At 64.1% G+C, this 17,212-nt stretch carries 9 protein-coding genes; 3 read left to right on the top strand and 6 right to left on the bottom strand.

All coding sequences use genetic code 11. The features are described 5' to 3' along the window. The coding region (gene fabF / locus NR126_RS25725; protein ID WP_256832236.1) for a beta-ketoacyl-ACP synthase II at positions 1-1,254 on the bottom strand (1,254 nt) is incomplete at its 3' end. 110 nt (positions 1,255-1,364) lie between these two features. On the opposite strand from fabF, the gene NR126_RS25720 reads away from it, so the two are divergent. Beyond that, entirely contained in the window at positions 1,365-1,856 is a 492-nt protein-coding gene (locus tag NR126_RS25720) for a helix-turn-helix domain-containing protein (RefSeq protein WP_256832234.1), read from the top strand. 24 nt (positions 1,857-1,880) lie between these two features. On the opposite strand, the gene NR126_RS25715 is transcribed toward NR126_RS25720, so the two are convergent. Beyond that, the gene (locus NR126_RS25715) at positions 1,881-2,369 is read right to left on the bottom strand and encodes a hypothetical protein (RefSeq protein ID WP_027619434.1); all 489 of its coding nucleotides are present in this window, start codon (positions 2,367-2,369) and stop codon (positions 1,881-1,883) included. A gap of 421 nt (positions 2,370-2,790) precedes the next feature. On the opposite strand from NR126_RS25715, the gene NR126_RS25710 reads away from it, so the two are divergent. Then, positions 2,791-10,314, top strand: coding sequence for a type I polyketide synthase (locus NR126_RS25710; RefSeq protein ID WP_256832233.1), 7,524 nt, complete (start codon positions 2,791-2,793; stop codon positions 10,312-10,314). Between the two features lie 7 nt (positions 10,315-10,321). Further along, the gene (locus NR126_RS25705; protein ID WP_027619432.1) at positions 10,322-11,674 is read left to right on the top strand and encodes an aminotransferase class I/II-fold pyridoxal phosphate-dependent enzyme; all 1,353 of its coding nucleotides are present in this window, start codon (positions 10,322-10,324) and stop codon (positions 11,672-11,674) included. A gap of 266 nt (positions 11,675-11,940) precedes the next feature. Here NR126_RS25705 and NR126_RS25700 read toward each other — a convergent pair whose 3' ends face one another. From NR126_RS25700 to NR126_RS25685, 4 genes are read right to left on the bottom strand one after another with little or no spacing between them, the layout of a single operon-like run. Next, positions 11,941-12,984 carry a phytanoyl-CoA dioxygenase family protein gene (locus NR126_RS25700; RefSeq protein WP_027619431.1) on the bottom strand — a complete coding sequence of 348 codons (1,044 nt, stop codon included), beginning with the start codon at positions 12,982-12,984 and terminating at the stop codon, positions 11,941-11,943. 3 nt (positions 12,985-12,987) lie between these two features. Continuing rightward, positions 12,988-15,114 carry a capsular polysaccharide biosynthesis protein gene (locus tag NR126_RS25695; protein WP_256832232.1) on the bottom strand — a complete coding sequence of 709 codons (2,127 nt, stop codon included), beginning with the start codon at positions 15,112-15,114 and terminating at the stop codon, positions 12,988-12,990. Continuing rightward, positions 15,111-15,689: a GNAT family N-acetyltransferase gene (locus NR126_RS25690; protein WP_372827415.1), complete on the bottom strand. Its 579-nt coding sequence runs from the start codon at positions 15,687-15,689 to the stop codon at positions 15,111-15,113. Before NR126_RS25690 ends, NR126_RS25695 begins: the two co-directional genes overlap by 4 nt. A 4-nt stretch (positions 15,690-15,693) precedes the next feature. Continuing rightward, entirely contained in the window at positions 15,694-17,205 is a 1,512-nt protein-coding gene (locus tag NR126_RS25685) for an LTA synthase family protein (protein ID WP_177327258.1), read from the bottom strand. Positions 17,206-17,212: the final 7 nt, after the last annotated feature.

Genomic DNA, 17,212 nt, shown 5'->3' with positions numbered 1-17,212 from the left:
GAACAAAACACTCGCATTCACCCCGCCAAAGCCAAACCCATTGGACAGCGCATACTCCATCGGCATCTGCCGCGCTTCGCCGTGCACCAGGTCCAGGCCTTCTGCGGCGCTGTCCGGGGTTTGCAGGTTGAGGGTGGCGGGGGCGACCTGGTCGCGCAGGGCAAGGATGGCGAAGATCGCTTCGATGCCTCCGGCGGCGCCCAGCAGGTGGCCGGTGGCGGATTTGGTGGCGCTGATGGCGAGGCCGCTGTGGGTGCCAAACAGGGCTTTGACGGCTGCCAGCTCACCTTTGTCGCCCACTGGCGTGGAGGTGGCGTGGGCGTTCAGGTGTTGCACCTGGGAGGCTTTCACGCCTGCCTGGCGCAATGCCTGCTCCATGGCGCGGCGTGCGCCGTCACCGTCTTCCGGGCCGGCGGTCATGTGGTAGGCGTCAGCGCTGGTCCCGTAACCGACCAGTTCAGCGATGGGGGTCGCGCCGCGAGCCAGAGCGTGCTCCAACTCTTCAATCACGAGCAGGCCCGCGCCTTCGCCCATGACAAAGCCGTCGCGGGCGGCATCGAACGGGCGCGAGGCGTGTTCGGGGCTGTTATTGAAGTCACTGGACAGCGCCCGTGCCGCAGCGAATCCCGCCAGACTCACCCGATGGATAGTCGCCTCTGCACCACCACACACTGCGATATCCACTTCCCCGGCGCGGATCATTCGTGCCGCGTCGCCAATCGCCTGAACGCCCGCGGCACATGCCGTAACCGGCGCGCCCAGCGGCCCCTTCAAGCCATGTTGAATTGATACATGGCCAGCCGCCATGTTGCTCAGGAATGACGGAATGGTGAAGGGTGATAAGCGCCGTGGCCCTTTAGTGTCCGAGATGCGCACCGCCTCGGCGATGGCTGGGAAGCCGCCGACGCCCGAGGCAATGATGGTAGCCGTGCGAGTTTGCTGTTCCTCTGTTTGCGGTGCCCAGCCGGCCTGGGTCAGGGCTTCCTTGGCGGCTGCCAGGGCGAACAGGATGAAGCGGTCCATCTTGCGCTGCTCTTTAGCCGGCAGTATTTGGTCAGGATCAAACCCGGCCTCGGGATCCTGGAGGTGATCGGGCACCTGGCCGCCAATGCTGATGGACAGGTCGCCAATTAGCGATTCCGGCAGTCGACGGATGCCGGATTGGCCTTGCAGCAGGCGTTGCCATACCTGTTCGACGCCGCAACCCAGCGGGGTCAGTGCGCCCATGCCAGTGACAACAATGCGTTTACTCATGAGGGTCAAACTCCTTCAGCTTATCGGCGGTAGTGACCTATGGACGTTACTATCATGATGAAAGTAACATGACTGTACGACAAATACCTGAATCACTAGGAAGAAGCAGCATGCAGCGCAAGACCCTGGCCGATGCCGAATGCCCGATTGCCCGTAGCCTGGAGAGGGTCGGCGAATGGTGGAGCATCCTGATCATGCGCGACGCCTTGCACGGCTTGCGTCGCTTCGACGAGTTTATCCGCAGTCTGGATATCGCCCCGAACATGCTGACGCGCCGCCTGAGCTCACTGGTCGAGGACGGTCTGCTGGAACGTCGCGCCTACAGTGAGCGACCCTTGCGCCACGAATATGTGCCAACCGCCAAGGGCGAAGATTTTGGTGGCGTGTTGCTGGCCTTGGTCGCCTGGGGAAATCGGCACTACGCGCCGGAAGGGGAGAGTGTGCAGATTGTTGAGCGCGCGACGGGGCGGCGCGTGGAGCCGGTGATGGCGGATCTGAGTGATGGGCGGTTGCTGGCGCTGGGGGAGTGCACGGTGCAGCCGGGGCCGGCGGCGAGTGCAGCGATGCGTGAACGGCTGGGCGGCAAGCCAGATTATTCCTGACAATCTGGCGTCCGATAACGGGCTTTAAAGCCCCAACCCCTCCTCAACAACCCACAACAGATTCTCCTCATTCCACGCCACCGGTGCCTGGGCTGCCTGTCCCAGCGGCGGAACCTTCTGCAGGTGCCATACCGACTCGCCGTGCTCATCGCTCGTGCGTAGCACGCGGTAATGTTTGCCTTGCAGATGAATCTCGATCAGGCCCTCGGCCTGGGTGGAGAAGCGGGCGATGGGGTCGAAGGTGATGGTGTAGGGCAGATCTTCGAGCAGGAGTTGGTCGATGGCGTATTCGTAAGTCGCGCCGCTTGGATGGCTTTCGTGGACGTGCGTGGGGTTGCGACGGATGTTCAGGCCGGCTTCGCTCAGGGGCGTCAGCCAGTGTTCGATCTGCTGGTAAAGGTCGTTGACCTGGGTCGGCCAATGGTCGATCGCGGTGTCGGCGCAGGTGTCGCTATGGTCGGTACGTTGCAAGCGGTTACGCAGTTTTGCAGCGAGTTGGTCTGCCTTGCTCATCATGTCGGTGCCTCTCCTGAGTACGTGCCTGAATAGTAGACAACTCTGATGGCCGGGTGTGTTGCTGTGGATCATCAATGGGTTGCGTGTTGCCGGATTCAAGGCAGGAGGATGGCATTTCGATACTAATCAGCCAGGCCCTGGCTCAATGAACCATGACGAACATTTTACCCGGCATCCATCGCTTAGCGTTTTCCCTTGCCGTCGAGACCGCGTATTATTCCTACAAATATGTCTGAACGTGTCCATTGGGTAACCAGCGGGACATCTGCCATGCAACCTCGCGTGCTAAGCATGGCAACCTCCAGATAAAAAGATCAGCTTTAGGTGACGTTTAACGACTTGCCAGAAAATATATCGGCCAGGCATGCGGCTGTCCTCTGGATAGGACGGTGCCCGGTAGAGATTAAAGGAATGGGTTTTGACAAAGCGTAGACAGGTAGCGGTTGTAGGTTGTTCTTTTCGTTTCCCCGGTTCGACCACCCAAAGTTTCTGGCAAAACCTGATGTCGGGCCAGGACCTGGTGACCCAGGTCGACGCTTCGCGCTGGGCGCATAACGAGTTCTTGCACCCCGACAAGACCAATCCTGCGACCAGCTACACCTTCGCCGCAGGCTCCCTGGGCGATATCAGTGCGTTCGACGCCGGCTTCTTCAATATCTCGCCGCGCGAAGCCATGGTGATGGATCCGCAGCAACGCATGCTGCTGGAAATGTGCTGGGAAACCTTCGAGAACGCCGGCATCAAGCCGTCGAGCGTGCGCGGCAGCAACTGCGGGGTTTACCTGGGGATCGGTGGTGTCGAGCAATCCTATCGCCTGGTCGAAGACCTCGCGTCGATCGATGCCGCGACCGCTACCGGCAACACCTCAAGTATTGCGGCCAATCGTCTGTCGTTCTTTTATGACCTGCGCGGCCCGAGCATGGCCATCGATACCGCCTGTTCGTCATCGTTGGTGGCCTTCCACCAGGCTTGCCAGGCGATCATCAGTGGCGATATCGACCAGGCGGTAACCGGTGGCATCAGCCTGCACATGCACCCCTTCGGCTTCATGATTTTCGCCAAGGCGTCGATGCTCTCGCCGACCGGCCGTTGCCACGCGTTCGATCAGAGCGGCGACGGATACGCTCGCTCCGAGGGCGGTGGTCTGTTCCTGCTCAAGGATTACGACCAGGCGCTGGCCGATGGCAACCCGATTCTCGCGGTGGTGGCCGGCAGTGCAGTGAACACCGACGGGCGCAAATCGAGCCTGACTCTGCCGAGTGCCGATGCCCAGACCGCACTGCTCAAGAGCACTTATGCCAAGGCCGGAATCGATCCGGCGCAACTGGACTACCTGGAAGCCCATGGCACCGGTACAGCGGTCGGCGATCCGATCGAGACCCGGGCCATTGGCGAAGCGCTGGGTCAGGCCCGCGGTGCTGGCAATCCGCTGCCGATCGGTTCGGTGAAAAGCAACCTGGGTCACCTCGAGGCGGCTTCCGGCGTTGCAGGCCTGATGAAGGCGCTCAATTGCCTGATCCAGCGTGAGGTTCCGGCGACCATTGGCGTCGAAGAACTTAATCCGAACATTCCATTTGCTGACCTTAACCTGCAAGTGGTGACCGAAAGCCGTGCTCTGAAATCGGCCGGGCAATTGACCGTCGGCATCAACTCCTTCGGATTTGGTGGCGCTAACGCGCACGTGATTCTGCAGAGCGCCGAGTCGTTGCCTGCATCGAAGACAGCTACCCCATCACGACGCCTGCCGCTGATGCTCAGCGCCAAGGATGCCGAAGGTCTGCGGGCCACGGCCGAAGGTTTTGCCGAATTCCTGGCGGCACAGTCGCAAGCCAATTACTACGACGTGACCTACCAGGCCATGTTCCGTCGCGATGCCCACGCGCATCGCCTGGTGCTGATTGAGTCTGACCCGGTTAAAGCCGCACAAGCCTTGGCTGACTACGCCGAAGACCCAAGCCTCAGCGAATTGAGCTCAGTGCTGGAGGTGGGGCAGGCGCTGGAGCAGGTCAAGGGCCCGGTGCTGGTGTATTCCGGCAACGGTTCGCAGTGGCAGGGCATGGGCCAGGCAATGCTTGGCAACCCGCTGTTCGCTGCCGCCGTGGCCGAGGTCGATGCGCTGTTCCAGCCATTGGCCGGCTATTCGCTGCGCGCCGAATTGCTCGGTGAAAACGGTGAAGATCGCTATGTGCGCACCGAGATCGCGCAACCGGCGTTGTTCGCACTGCAGGTCGCGGTCACCCGCGTGCTGGCGGCCGAAGGCTTCCATCCGGCGGCGGTGATCGGCCACAGCGTCGGCGAAGTGGCGGCGGCCTGGGCCAGCGGCGCGCTGAGCCTGGAAGACGCGACTCAAGTCATTTACCACCGCAGTCGCCTGCAGGGCCTGACCCGTGGCACTGGGCAGATGGCCGCCGTGGGCCTGAGCGGTGAAGCCACCGCAGCGGTGCTGGTGGAACTGGGGCTGGACAATCAAGTGGTGTTGGCCGGCGAGAACAGCGCCCGAGGCGCTACCGTGGCCGGCCCGCAAGAGGCCCTGGCCGAGCTGGAACAGGCGCTGACCGAGCGTCAAGTGTTCGTCCGCCGCCTGGCCCTCGACTACGCCTTCCATTCGCCGGCGATGAACCCGATCGAGCAGCAAGTGATTGCCGATCTGGCGCACATCCGCCCGCGCAACGCCGATATTCCGTTCTTCTCCACCGTGGTCGGCGGCGAGCTGCAAGGCCAGCGTCTCGACAGCCGTTACTGGTGGCAGAACATCCGCTTCCCGGTCTTGTTCCAGGGTGCAATGGATGAGCTGGTGGGGCAGGGCTTCAACCTGTTCGTCGAGGTGGGTCCGCATCCGATTCTGCGTTCCTACGTGACCGATGCTCTGACCCAGCGCGAGCTGCTCGGTCAGGTGATCGCCACGCTGGCGCGCAATGACCAGAGTCCGGCGCTGCTGGAACGCTGCGTCGCGCGCCTGCTGATCGCCGGCGCCGAGCCCGATTGGCAGCATCAATTCCCGGTGGCTGGCAACAACGTGCGCCTGCCGAACTACGCCTGGCAACGCGAGCGTTTTGAGCTGCCAGTCAGCGCCGAGTCGTTCGGCGTGCTGCAGCGCGAGCGCGTCCACCCGTTGCTCGGTTACCCGTTGGCCGACCGCGCGCTAACCTGGGAAAACCGTCTCGACACCCAGCTGTTCCCGACCCTCGGTGACCACAAGGTCGGTGAAGCAGTGCTGTTCCCCGGTGCCGGTTTTACCGAGTTGGCGCTGGCCGTGGCCCTGCTGCACCAACCGGGTGAGTTCGTCGATATCGAAGAGCTGGAAATCCATAACCCGCTGCTGCTTGGCAACGAAGGCAGCAAGAAGATCCGGGTCAACATCGAGGAAGCCGATGGCACCCTGCGCATCACCTCGCGCACCCTGGCCCAGCGTGAAGAGTGGGTGCAGCACGTGGTCGCGCGTCTGCCGGGCGAAGCCTGCGGGGTAATGCTCGGCGGACGTGCACCGGCTTTGCCACAACGTCCAGCGGATTTCACCGGTGAACAACATCTGGCGCTGACCCAGGCGGTGGGTCTCAATTATGGCCCGGCCTACCAGGCGGTCGCGGCGGTGTGGGTCGAGCCGGCGCACATCCTCGCCCAATTGCGTGTGCCCGAGGCGATCCGCGAGGAATTGCCGTCGCTGCACCTGCACCCGGCGCTGCTCGATGGTGCCTTCCAGTTGATCACTGAGTTGCTGGTCGGCCAGCCAGGCAGTAACAAGGGCCTGGCGTTCATTCCGGTCAAGCTGGGACGCATTGCATTCGCCAAGGCCGGCGGTGTGCCGTGCCTCGCCGAAGTGCGCCAGCTCAAGCGCACCGAGCACTCGCTGCTGGTGGATTTCACCCTCTACGATGCCGCCGGCGAGGCGGTGCTGTGCATCAAGGACGCTCGTTTCCGGGGTGTGCGCCTGCAGCGTGATCGCTCCCACGACATCAAGCGCCTGGCCCATGTCGGTCTGGCGGCGCCGGGCCAGGTAGTGCCGGTGTTGCGCGAGGCGTCGAATTCGACACCGCTGGCGGCCCATCTGCGGGGCTTGAGTGACGAGCCGGTGCAGGTGCGCTACCTGAATGAAGTCGAGCCGCTGCTCGATGTCCTGTGTTCGAGCTTTGTGCTGGACCTGATCGAGCAACTGGGCGGTCGCTTGAGCGCCGAGCAGGTTGCAGTGTGGTCGCAGCAGAACGGGGTACCGAGTGAGTTCCTCGGCACCTTGCTGCGCCAGGGGCGTAACGATGGCAGCCTGAATGTGGATGCCGCCGGCAACTGGTCGATCGCCGATGTGGGAGAGCGTCCGGCTTCCGAGGCGATCTGGCAGGAGCTGTTCCAGAGCTATCCGGAGCACTTCCAGATCATCCATTCGGTGGGCCGTATCGGCCGCCACCTGCTGGCGTTGCTCGAAGGCACGCAAACCCTCGAACAGCTGCTGCCACGGGAAACCAGCGCGGCCAATCTGGCGCGCCTGGTGCTGAGTGCGGCGGGGCAGCAGCGTTTGCTCGCCGGCCTGCGCGAAACCCTCGCCCAACGCCTCGCCGACTTGCCCGCCGGGCAGCGTCTGCGGGTCCTGGAATTCGGCTTTGGCGGGCCTTCGTTTGCCGAATCGCTATACGCCGGGATCGATTTCGACCGGGTCGACTACAGCTACTGTGTGCAAGAGCCGGAGTTGGTGCAAATGCTCGGCGACGAGTGCCCCGCACTGGAAGTGCTCGGTTTCGATCAACTGAACAGCGCCCAGGCTTACGACTGGGTGCTGCTGCCATCTGACCTGGCGCCGCTGGATAGCGTCGGTGAAGCCCTGCGCCAGACCGCCAGTCATCTCAATCCGCACGGCCAACTGGCGATGCTCGCTCAGTACCCGTCGCGCTGGGCCGACTTCGTGTTCGGTGCCCAGGCCGACTGGTGGCTGGCCGGCCCGGAGCAGGCACTGTCGCGTCAGCAGCGTCCGCAGTTCTGGTCCCACGAGTTGCAACGCCACGGCTTGAGTGTCAGTCATACCCTCGAAGCGCTGCCCGGCCATGCCTGTGGCAGCTACCTGTTGCTGACCGATCAAAAGGCCGGCGAGCGCGCGGGCATGCTGGAAATCCCTGTGCAGCGTTGGGCGTTGTTGGCCGACCTCGGACAGGCCAACGCCGAACCATTGGTCCAGGCCCTGCGCGAGCAAGGCCAGCAGGTCAGTCTGTTGCAGTCCGGCGATGCCCAGGCGATTGCCGAGCAATTGGCCGCCATGGACCAGGCGCCAGAGCACGTGTTGCATCTGGCTGGGCTGGACGCTGACCAGGGCCTCGATGCCCAGGGCGCCCGTTGCATGCTGGCGGCTGCGCTGGTGCAGGCGTGCGAGTCGCTGGCGCTGGCGCCGCAATGCTGGCTGCTGACCCGTGGCGCCGCCGGCCACCTGTACGCCGCGCCACAAGCGGCGAGCGTCGACGCGATTGCCGATGCCGCGCTGTGGGGCTTCGGTCGGACCCTGGCCAATGAATCCGCCAGTTGCCGGATCCGCCTGCTCGACCTGGCGCACGGCGCGTCGATCGGCAGCCTGGTCCCGGCGCTGTTGCAGGCTGATGGCGAGAGCGAACTGGCGATCAACGCCGACGGTCAGCGCTACGTGCCGCGCCTGCGTGTGTTGCAGGATCAGGTGCGCGCCAGCGACGACGGCAAGACGCGCATCAGCCTCGGTTTCGACTTGCCCGGCCAGTTGCGTAACCTGCGCTGGGAAGCCCGTGAGCTGACTGCGCCGGCTGCTGACGAGCTGGACATCGAAGTCCGCGCCACCGGCCTGAACTTCCGCGACGTGATGTTCGCCCTCGGCCTGTTGTCCGATGAGGCCATCGAGAACGGCTTCTCCGGTCCGACCATGGGCTTTGAATTCTCCGGCGTGGTACATGGCAAGGGCGCCTCGGTGCTCGGCGATTTCGCCCCGGGTGATCGCGTCGTGGGCTTCGGTCCGCGCAGTTTTGCCAACCGCCTGGTGACCAATGCCAACGCCGTGGCGCGCATTCCTGAAGGGATGTCGTTCGAGGCTGCAGCGACTATTCCAAGTACCTTCTTCACCGTGTACTACGCGCTGCATTACCTGGCGCGCCTGGAGCCGGGTGAGAAGGTCCTGATCCATGGCGCCGCCGGTGGCGTCGGTATTGCTGCGATCCAGATCGCCAAATGGTGCGGGGCCGAGATCTACGCCACCGCCGGCAGCGACGAGAAACGTGACTTCCTGCGCCTGCTGGGTGTGGACAAGGTCTTCGATTCGCGTTCGCTGGCCTATGCCGACGAGATCCTGGCCATGACCGGTGGCCGGGGCGTCGACGTGGTGCTCAACTCCCTGGCGGGCGAAGCGATCAACCGCAATTTCCGCGTGCTCAAGCCATTCGGGCGTTTCCTTGAGCTGGGTAAGCGCGATTTCTACCAGAACACCCGCATTGGCCTGCGTCCGTTCCGCAACAACATCAGCTATTTCGGCATCGATGCCGACCAGTTGATGAGTGAGCGACCGGAGCTGACCCGGCGTCTGTTCGGGCAAATGATGGAGCTGTTCGAGCAAGGCATCCTGCATCCGCTGCCGTTCCGCGAGTTCGACGCCAATCATGTGGTCGAGGCGTTCCGCTACATGCAGCAGGCGCGGCAGATCGGCAAGATCGTGGTGACCTACGGCAACCCGATCGAGCGCCTGGTGGAAACCCGCGAGCAGCCGCTGCAGCAGTTGCAACTGAGTGGCGAGGCGACCTACCTGGTCACCGGTGGCCTTGGTGGTTTCGGCCTGCGCACCGCGCAGTGGCTGGTGGACAAAGGCGCGCGGCACCTGGTGCTGCTCGGTCGTCGCGGCCCGGCCAGTGTCGAGGCGCAGCCGAGCCTAGAGGCCTGGAAGGCGCAAGGCATCGACGTTCAGGCCCTGGCCTGCGACATCACCGACGCGCAGCAAGTGCGCGCGGTGTTTGAACGTATCGCTGCCGGCTGTTACCCGTTGCGCGGCCTGGTGCACGCGGCGACGGTGATCGACGACGGCCTGATTCGCAACCTCGACGGCGAGCAACTGCAGCGCGTGCTGGAGCCCAAGGCCAAAGGTGCGCAGTACCTGCACGAACTGACCCGTGAGCTGCCGCTGGACTTCTTCGTGATGTTCTCCTCGGCCACCACCCTGTTCGGTAACCCGGGGCAGGCCAACTACGTCGCAGCCAACCACTGGCTCGAAGCGTTGGCGCGGCATCGTCGCGGTCAGGGCCTGGCGGCCACTGCCGTGCTCTGGGGCGCAATCGACGACGTCGGTTTCCTTGCGCGCAACGAGCAGATCAAGGATGCGCTGCAAAGCCGCATGGGCGGTGCTGCCCTGCGTGCTGAAGTGGCTCTGGCTCACCTCGAGCAGATGTTGCTCAAGGGGGACGACGGTATGGGTGTACTGGAGCTGGAATGGAAAGCCCTGTCGCGCTTCCTGCCGAGCGCCAGCACGCCGCGTTTCCTTGAACTGGTGCGCGCTCATGGCGGTGATCAGGACGACGACAACGACGCCGAAGACATCCAGCGCATGTTGCTTGAGTTGGACGACGAGCAACTGCTGGAGCGCTTCGTCGAGCTGCTCAAGCACGAAGTCTGCGAAATCCTCCGCCTGCCGGCAGCCCGTCTGGACACCCAGCGGCCATTGCAGGAATTGGGTCTGGACTCGTTGATGAGTGTCGAGTTGGTGGTCGCCCTCGAAGAGCGCTTTGGTATTCGCCTGCCTGTGATGGAGCTCAGTGAGAGTTCCAGCATCGACAAGCTTGCCGTGCGCATTCTCGATTTGCTGCGTGGCGAAGCGGGTACCAACGAAGCCCCGGCGCCGGCCGCCCTGGCAGAAAACGTCCTGGCCCGTCACGGCACTGAATTGAGCCCAGAGCAAATGGCCGAGCTCAACGCCGAATTGGCCGACAGCGCTGCAACACCTAACCGTTTGATTGAGTGATAGTTCGATGACTGTAAAAACGCCCACCGGCCTGAGTGTCGGTATCAAGCAGCGGCTGATCCAGCAAGCGCTGGAACGCCGTCGCAGCGAGGTGGGCGACGCGGCGGGCGGCGCCACCCTGGAGCAGGCGCAACAGGCGGCGCTGAAGGTGCCGGAAGCGTTCTATCGGTTCGACCTGCATCCCGGCTATCAGCAGTTGCGCGTGATGCAACAGGGCGCCGCGCGCCTGGGCCTGAGCAGCCCGTTCTTTCGTCTGCACGAGGGCCTGGCCGGTGCCGAGACCCGCATCGGTGCGCAGCAATACGTGAACTTCGCCAGCTACAACTACCTCGGCTACTCCGGGCATCCGGACGTGGCCGAGGCGGCCAAGGCAGCGATCGATCGTTACGGCACCTCGGTGTCGGCGAGTCGCCTGGTGTCCGGCGATCGTCCGTTGCACCGTGAGTTGGAGCGTGAGCTGGCCAAGCTGTATGAGGTCGACGATGCCATCGTTTTCGTCAGCGGGCATGCCACCAACGTCACCACGATCGGTCATCTGTTCGGTCCCCGTGACCTGGTGCTGCACGACGAGCTGATCCACAACAGCGTGTTGCAGGGCATCCAGTTGTCTGGCGCGCGCCGCCTGAGTTTCGCCCACAACGACTGGCAGGCCCTGGATCGAATCCTCGGCGAGCAGCGCCAGCATTTTGAGCGGGTGCTGGTGGTGGTCGAAGGCATCTACAGCATGGACGGCGACTACCCGGACCTGCCGCGTTTCGTCGACATCAAGCGTAAGCACAAAACCTTCCTGATGGTCGACGAAGCGCACTCGCTGGGGGTGATGGGGGCGACCGGCAAGGGGATTCGCGAGCACTTCGGTTTGGCCGGGGATGACGTGGATATCTGGATGGGTACCCTGAGCAAAACCCTCGCCAGTTGCGGTGGCTATATTGCCGGCAATACGGCGTTGGTCGAGCACCTGAAATTCCTCGCGCCGGGCTTTCTCTACAGCGTCGGCATGCCACCGTCCACCACGGCCTCGGCGCTGGCTGCATTGCGTTGCCTGGCCAACGATCGTGAGCGGGTGCAGACCGTGCAGGCCCGGGGCGAGTTGTTCCTGCGCCTGGCCAAAGCCGCCGGCCTGGACACCGCCACCAGCACCGGGTTGGCAGTGATCCCGGTGATCACCGGCAGCTCGTTCAAGGCCGGACGCCTGTCCAGCGCCCTGTTCGAGCGCGGCATCAACGCCCAGCCGATCCTCTATCCCGCCGTCCCGGAACACGTCGCCCGGGTGCGCTTCTTCGTCTCCTGTGAACACACCGAAGAGCAAATCCGCCAGACCGTGGCCATCGTTGCCGAGGAATTGGCGAAGATTGGGTGATCTAAATGTGCAGGCGATTGTGTGGGCGCCCGCTGTTCCTGTGGGAGCCAGCCTGCTGGCGATGAAGTTGATGCAGTGTTGCTGATGGCCCCATCGCTAGCAGGCTAGCTCCCACAGGTTGCGCGGTGACCGCAGATTTTGTGGTCTGCCGCCTGTCCTGTAGGAGCGAGCCTGCTCGCGAAGGTCGTCAACGATGACGCGATGAGCCTGATGTCGCGCGGCGGTCTCAGGTTTTTCGCGAGCAGGCTCGCTCCTGTCGTTTGATTTCAGATATACGGCTTTTCGTAAGCGTTCAGCTGCTCGATGAAGCGCCAGTGGCTACGTTTGTCGAAGCCCATCAGGCGTTTCAGGCGGATGTCCCAGCGCATGTGGTGGTTGGCGATCATTGGCAGGGCGAACAGGTGGGCGCCGCGCCAGGGAATGAATGGGTTGCGGCGCAGGCTGGCGTAGATTTCCACCCGGTGGCTTGGGCGCAGGCTGGGGCAGCGGGCGTGGAAGCCTGAGGTGTCGGCGATCACCAGGGTGTTGGCCGGGACCGCAAAGCGTCGTGGTGCCGGCAGGCCCAGTGCGGCCAGTTCATGTTCATGAATACGGAACGAACCCTCACGGTGCATCTGCTCATCGGAACGGGCCGCACCCAGGCTCTGGCGATACTCCCATGCCAGGCGCTCCGGTGTCAGGCGATGGGAGCCCGGCACGTAGCTGAAGGGACCCTGGTCATCGGCCACATCATCGAGGAACAGCCACGCCTTGGCGGTGGGGTGAAAGGTGTCGGCATGCAGGCGCGTCTGCGGGTCCTGCTCGGCGTTGACCCCATCGATCACGATCGACTGCAACTGATAGGTGATGCCGCCGGTGTTCGACGAGGCATAGGCGATCAGATCGCGTACTCCACGGTCGGCGACGAAGGCGGCGCTGGCCGGATTGCGCGCCAGCACATCCTGGTCAAGGCTGACCCGGCGGGTCACCGCCTTGCCCTGGCGCATTTCCCAGCCAGTACTGCGCAGTTCACCGAGTTCGGCACGCAGGGCGGCAAACTGCTCGGCGGGCAGGGCGTTCTCGCGAACGAAAAAACCCTGCTCCTCGAAACTGGCCAATTCGTCGGCATTCAGCCGTGGCGCCAAGGCGCGGCGGCGCATGGCTGCCATACCCATCGCCAACTGCCGGCGCTGCACGTGCAGGCCCAGGGCATTGAGGCGGGCGCTGCCGAGGACCGGGTTGTTTTCGAACGATTTGGCATGGGTCAGCAGTTGCAGGCAGTGCCAGGGCAAAGCCGCATAACGGCCAAGATCCTTGATTGATGCGGGCATGGTCTAGTCCTTCAGTGGTCCCTGCGTGCGGCCAAAGCCGAGCATGGTCCGAGTGTAATTAAGCAGCGGCAGCAGGCGCGGATGGTGCGCCAGGCGCGGCGGCCTCGGGTTCGACAGGCATGTCAGGGCATGCCAGGCATCGCAGGGCAAGGTTTGCTGGGGGTCGGCATAGCGCGCATAGCGCAACAGAGCGCCGGCTACCAACTGATCCAGGGTCAGGCGCCGGGTGCGGCGCGGTAAAGACTGGTGGTCGCGGGTCAAACCCCAGCCGGCATAAAAGGGTGAGCCATAAGTCGTCACCGGCAGGCCACGCAACAAGGCCTCGAAGCCGGCGGTGGAACTGAAGGTGTGCACTTCATCCACTTGCCCGTAGAGGCGGACGATGTCGGCCCCCGGCAAAACCTGATCAACCAGCCCCGTCAAGCGTTCGGCGGGCAGCGCACCATGGCGCTTGCCAGCTTCGACATCCGGATGCGGCTTGTAGACGATCCAGGCATCTGGCGCGCTGGCGCGGACCTGTTCAAGCAGCGCCAGGTTGTCGTAGACCGCGCCGACACTGCAGCGCAACGCGGCATCGTCCTCGACCTGGCCGGGCACGAGAATCCGCCGCTGACCGGGTCGTGCAGCAACCGGCTGGTGCAGATCGTTCTTGAGATTGAACTTGCTCGCGCCCAACGCCACGATCGACTCACGTAGACGCGCGGCCTCAGCCAGCGTGTCGCGGTCAAACTCGGCGTGCTGCAGCAGGGTTTGCAGGTCGCTCTCGCTGCGGGCATCGAAATGCATGCCGCAGCGGTCCAGCACCAATGACAACGCGGGTGCGTTCATTGCGCCAAGACCGACGGAGCGCAGGAAGCCGTCTTCCACCCGCCACAGCGGGACATTGGCCGTGGTGGCACGGGTTCGCAGATCCGCCGGCTCGCGGGCGGCCCAGACCAGCAGCTTGCCGGCCTGGCGCGCCACGTCCGCCACCAGTTGCGGGCTGTCCTCGGCGAATGTCAGCTGACCCCAGCGGCTGCTAAAGAACCGCCGAATGTTGTGCTGCTTGTGACGCTTGACCCCCAGCACGGTAATCGGCCCGGCGAACTCGGCATCCCGGGCTTTTTTGCGCGCCAGCTGATGGGCCACGGTCAGCGCGTCGGTGGGTTGCCCGGTCAGCGGATCAATGTAGCGGCAATAGCGAACGTACGCCGCTGCGACCAACTGCTGCAGCGTCAGGGTTGCCTGGCGCCGAGGGATCGGCATGCGATCGTCGGTCAGCCCCCAGCCGGCATAGAACGGCAGACCGAAGCAGGTAACCGGCACGCCCTGAATTAACGCCTCCAGACCGGCCTGGCTGGTGCCGATGTAAACCCGCCGCGCACGCTGGGCCAACGACGCCCAGGACACCGGGCGCGCTTCCAGGGTGACACCGCGCTCGGTGGCGGCCGCCAGCAGGCAGCTGGGTTTCTGTCCACCGATACAGTCCGGGTGAATCCGCACCCGCACCTCGGCATCGGGGTTTTCCGCCAGGGCCGCGTCGAGCATGCGCACGTAGTCGGCTTCACACAGTCCACCGCCCGGGATCGAGTAATCGCCGGCGGTCTGGTCCACCACCAGCACCAATGGCCGCTCGCGCCCCAGTGGATCGTCGGGGTCGAGGTCGGGGCTGTTGTTGTACTTGCCGATGCAACTGCTGCGCATCAAGGCAATCAATTGCTCGGCGCAGTGCAGTTCGGCGGCGCTCAGGTTATCCGGCTGCTGCAGGATATTTTCCAGCAGCGAAGGGCGGTCGGCCAGGTAGTGGATGCCCACGGGATCGACCACCAGCGACATCGGTGTATCGCCCTCGATGCCCAGCGACGACGAGCGCAGGAAGCCATCCTCGATGGCGATGTAGGGCAAGCCCCAGCGCTGGCACAGGGCACGGGCCGGGGCCGAGCTGTCCTTGTAGCCGATGCCGGCGATCGCCTTGAGGTGTTTCGGCGCTCGACGCCCGCGTTGCCACAACCAGTAGGGCGGGCCTTCCGGGCCAAGGAACTGCGGCAGGTGCAGGACATTCCATGCCACCCATTGCTGGGTGATACCGATCCAGCCGGGCCCGGGCACCAGTGGCGCAAGATCGAGTGCGGGCAGAGGCAGGCCGTTCAAGCGTTACGCTCCAGGCGCCGCAGCATGCTGCGCACCGGCGGCCAGGGCACCCAGCGCTTGCGCAACAGGCGAAAGCCGTTATGCAGGTACAAAGCGCGCGCCCGGGCGTTGTCCAAAGGCACTTCCAGATAAGCCTCCTTGAAGCCCGCCGTCACGGCCTGAGCGCAGCAGGCCTGTACCAGCGCCGAGCCGATGCCCTGATTGCGCGCGGCCTTGCTCACACGCAGGCCGTACAACAGGAACGGGTAACGCCATTCGCGCCATTCGCTCAAGCAGAAACCGGCAAAGCGCAGGCGCCCCATCAGCCAGCCGAACTCCGCAACGAAGGGCTGCAGGCGCAGGGCGAAAGGGCCGCGGCGGTGATGTTTGAAGGCGACGTAGCCGCTGGCCTCGCCGTCCTCGAATGCCAGTAGCACACGGTCCCAATGAATGCTGCGACCGAGCAGGCGCTCGCGGCAGTCATTGTCACCGATCAGAAACGCCAGCGAGCCGCGTCCACCCGTCACCAGGTGCGCCAGTTGCGGCTGTAATTGTTCCTCGGCGGGGAGCTCGGACCCGAGCACGATCTTCACCACGGCCTCACAGCGCGGGCGCGGTGGCCGAGGCTGCGCTCGCCGGTTGGGCGCAAGCGACCAGGCGGCTGGACAGCGCATCGACACGCAGCGGAACAGGACTTGTAGCGGTCTGGCGACGGTTGGACCAAATCAGGTAATCGGTATCGCCCGCCGGTGCGCCAACCGCTTGATAGACGTTCGGCAGAATCGGTACGTGATCGCCAAAGAAGCACAGCAGGGTTTCGCCCGGCTGATCGAGCAGAGTCTCGCGCAGTTTTCCGAGCATCCGGTCGGCATTGCTGATGTGTCGCAGGTACGGCGCCAAATCATCCATGCCCTCGAGCAGCGGGCGGTCGAACCAGGTGGGCAGTTCGCTGGCGGCGACTTTTTCCAGGTGCAATGGCCCGTGATTTTCCATGGTCACTGCATGGATAAACAGCGGCTGGGTGCGGTTCGGATCGTCGAGCAGTTCGCGGATCTTGTCGGCCACCGCGCAATCGCCAATGAACGGTCCGGCTTTCTGCGAATCGTTGAAGGCGCGCACGTCGATGAACTCATCGAAGCCCAGCGCGGGCAGCACCTTGTTGCGGCCGTAAAAACTGCCGTCGTAAGGGTGCACGCAGACCGTACGGTAACCCTGCGCCTTGAGATGCGCGGCGATGCTTGGCAGGCCCCGGCGGGCCAGGACGCGATAGGGGTTGAAGCGATGCACGCCGAGTCGGTCGCCGGGGATGCCGGTCAGGTAGGCGAACTCGGTACGCACCGTGTTCGCACCCCAGGCGGCGACTTGCAGCTTGCCTCGGGCCAGCGCCTGGCCGGCGAGACGGTCGTATTCGCTGAGCACGTCGGCCTTGACCCCGGGCCACAGGTCGCGCACGTCGAAGAACGATTCACTCTGTACCGAGACCAGATCGGGCAAGGGCGCGCTGGATGGGCGGGCAGCGTTGGTGCTGAACGGCGAGCCGAGGGTGGACGGGTCGACCGCGACCCGGGCGGCGCGGAAGTAGCGCCACAGGCAGGCGGCCAGGCCCCAGCGCCGCACGTCGGCTTCGGCATCGAAGCTCGGCACGCTGCGGTCACGCTGACCGCACCACAACAGCCCCAGGCCCACTGCGCCGAGCAGCAGCGCAGATGAGCGTGCGCCGCTCACCGCTGGCTCAAAGCTCAACCCGGCCCACAGGTACACGAGAAAACCGACCGCCAGCAGCGCCGCTTTGCCGAAGCCGAAAAACGGCAGGTACAGGCGCGGGAAGCGCACCGCGTCGCTGAAATATTCGAAGTCGGCGCAGACAAAGGGTTCGCGCAGCGAATGGTACTTGGCGTTGCTGACCATCACGATCAGCAGCCACAACAGCATCAGGTTGATCGCGCTGAACAGCGGGCGGGCGGTCATTGCATACAGCAGCGCCAAGCCGACGCACCACAAGCCGCTGTGCAGCCACCAGCAACTCAGCGGCCGGCGCAGGTTCGGGCGCGGGATCAACAGGCGTTCGATCAGTACGGTGAGGAGCAGGCCGACGACGGCGACCTGAAGGATGGACATT

It is taken from the genome of Pseudomonas sp. Pse1, from assembly GCF_024519635.1.
Taxonomy (GTDB): domain Bacteria; phylum Pseudomonadota; class Gammaproteobacteria; order Pseudomonadales; family Pseudomonadaceae; genus Aquipseudomonas.
This window is presented reverse-complemented; position numbering and strand designations above follow the sequence as displayed.

Bases quoted from the DNA above. Each gene is read 5' to 3' on its own strand.
- NR126_RS25720 (WP_256832234.1), top strand. From the start codon at position 1,365: ATGCAGCGCAAGACCCTGGCCGATGCCGAATGCCCGATTGCCCGTAGC.
- NR126_RS25715 (WP_027619434.1), bottom strand. From the start codon at position 2,369: ATGAGCAAGGCAGACCAACTCGCTGCAAAACTGCGTAACCGCTTGCAA.
- NR126_RS25705 (WP_027619432.1), top strand. From the start codon at position 10,322: ATGACTGTAAAAACGCCCACCGGCCTGAGTGTCGGTATCAAGCAGCGG.
- NR126_RS25700 (WP_027619431.1), bottom strand. From the start codon at position 12,984: ATGCCCGCATCAATCAAGGATCTTGGCCGTTATGCGGCTTTGCCCTGG.